This window comes from Candidatus Kurthia intestinigallinarum (assembly GCF_003991225.1).
In the GTDB taxonomy this organism is placed as follows: Bacteria; Bacillota; Bacilli; order Bacillales_A; family Planococcaceae; genus Kurthia; species Kurthia populi.
In genome coordinates, this window is the sequence record NZ_JTFC01000050.1 from 1 (window position 1) to 1,870 (window position 1,870).

At 40.6% G+C, this 1,870-nt stretch carries 1 protein-coding gene and 1 pseudogene; both read right to left on the reverse strand.

The features are described 5' to 3' along the window. Positions 1-1,127: plasmid recombination protein (locus QI30_RS18540; protein ID WP_126992062.1), on the reverse strand; the 1,127-nt coding region annotated here is incomplete at its 3' end. A gap of 569 nt (positions 1,128-1,696) precedes the next feature. Next, positions 1,697-1,870, reverse strand: a pseudogene (locus tag QI30_RS18545) (tetracycline resistance MFS efflux pump); the annotation flags it as partial.

Genomic DNA, 1,870 nt, shown 5'->3' on the forward strand with positions numbered 1-1,870 from the left:
TCTTTGGCACTTTGATACAACAAACCGACTTCGTGCCGTAAATCGCCTATCAGGTCTTTTAAATCTCTGTTCTCTGAACGGAGTTCCTTATTTTCGTTCTTCAGCTTATAATTTTCATTGGTCTTTTGATAGACTTCCTCACGAAGCTTTTCATTTTCTATGACAGGATTCATACTTTGCAACCGCTCATAATCTTTTTTTACCGCAACCGCAGCTGTCACGATTGTTTCCAGCTGTTCCATCTGCTTAGGAGTGAAAACATAATTCCCGGTTTCTTTTTGATGGATTTCCGGTTTCCCGAACATTTTCGGAACGACTTCGGTTTTGATTTCTTTTCGCTTTGGTTTCAGCACCAAATTCTTATCAGGAACATTTTTGCTAATCGCTAAAAACTCATTTTTCTTTTCATCGACTTTCCCCTCTAACACGGCAATTTCGTTCAATAAGTCCTGTTTTTCCTTGTATTCATTCACGTCTTTATATGAATTCGTGCCAACCAATTTCCGCTCAATTCCACGATCCAATAATTTTTCTTCTAGCAACTGGACTTCTTTTTCCCGCCAATCATCAAACGGGCGAGTTTTATCCAACGCCGGATCTTGTTGAATAATCGCACGGTCAAACGACACTTGTTTTTCAAGTCCTCGCTTATAGCCGCTCGCAACCGGAACAAAATTCAAGTGCATATGAGGAGTAGCTTCGTCATTATGGATGACCGCATTATATACTTTTAAATTCGGATTTCGCTTCTCAAAATCTTCGAACCACTCTAATAAAATTTCATTTCCTTTCTCATAATCCTTTCGCATAGGAAAGTCATATAAGTCTCCCACCTGAACAATCATTTCCTGCTGAAGCGCCGTTTTTTTACTGGATTGGATGTGCTTAAAGTAATCATCAATTTTCCGGTCATTGCGTTTTTGTTTAGCATTGTAATTTTCCAACGCTTCGCCAAATTCTTCTTGATACAGTTCTTTCAAATCCTTCTGAACGAGGTACACATTTTCGTGCGAACGAGATTCATCAATGTGTGAATTCCGTTCTTTATCCTTGTCACTCATGGTCCGATTATTGTGTTTGATGTTGGTTTTATTGGTCGCCTTTTTGAGCGAAACCGACATGCTCATGACGAATCACCTCACTTGCTATGAGTGTACCAGACAGTTTGTTACTTTGCCAAAGTAACCTTTTCTGTATTTTGACACTGCGCTGCGCTCCATGTGCAAAATGAAAAGGCTCTCCGAGGGTAAAAGCAGGGGTCTGTCACTCTGGCGTGACAGTTTCCCCAAGATCAAAATCAAAAGAAAAGACCTTGGGCGTTGCCCAAACCCACGAGGGAAAAGTTTCCCCTCGACCCCCTCCAAAAACTCCCCCATCCCCCTCAATTTTGAGGGGGCTCCCTCGCCGGTAGGCAGGTCAAAAGGTGTTGCCTTTTGACGTGCCGAGAGGGTTCGGGTTTTGCGAAATTCGTCAACTCCTTAAATTCCTTCCCGTTGGTCAGTCAGACATTTACCGTTGACGAATGCCACGTTTTTCGTTCTGCAGCTCATCAGCTTTTAGACGAAAAAAAAGACCGTCAAATGACGATCTTCGTTCTTCAATAAACGCGCCCTTTAATGGAACAAAAAGATTTGAATTCCTGTTATAAAAAAAGGATCAATTTTGAACTCTCTCCCAAAGTTGATCCCTTAACGATTTAGAAATCCCTTTGAGAATGTTTATATACATTCAAGGTAACCAGCCAACTAATGACAATGATTCCTGAAAAAAGTAATAACAAATTACTATACAGATAAGTTGACTGATCAACTTCCATAGGTAACAACCTTTGATCAAGTAAGGGTATGGATAATAAACCACCTACAATTGC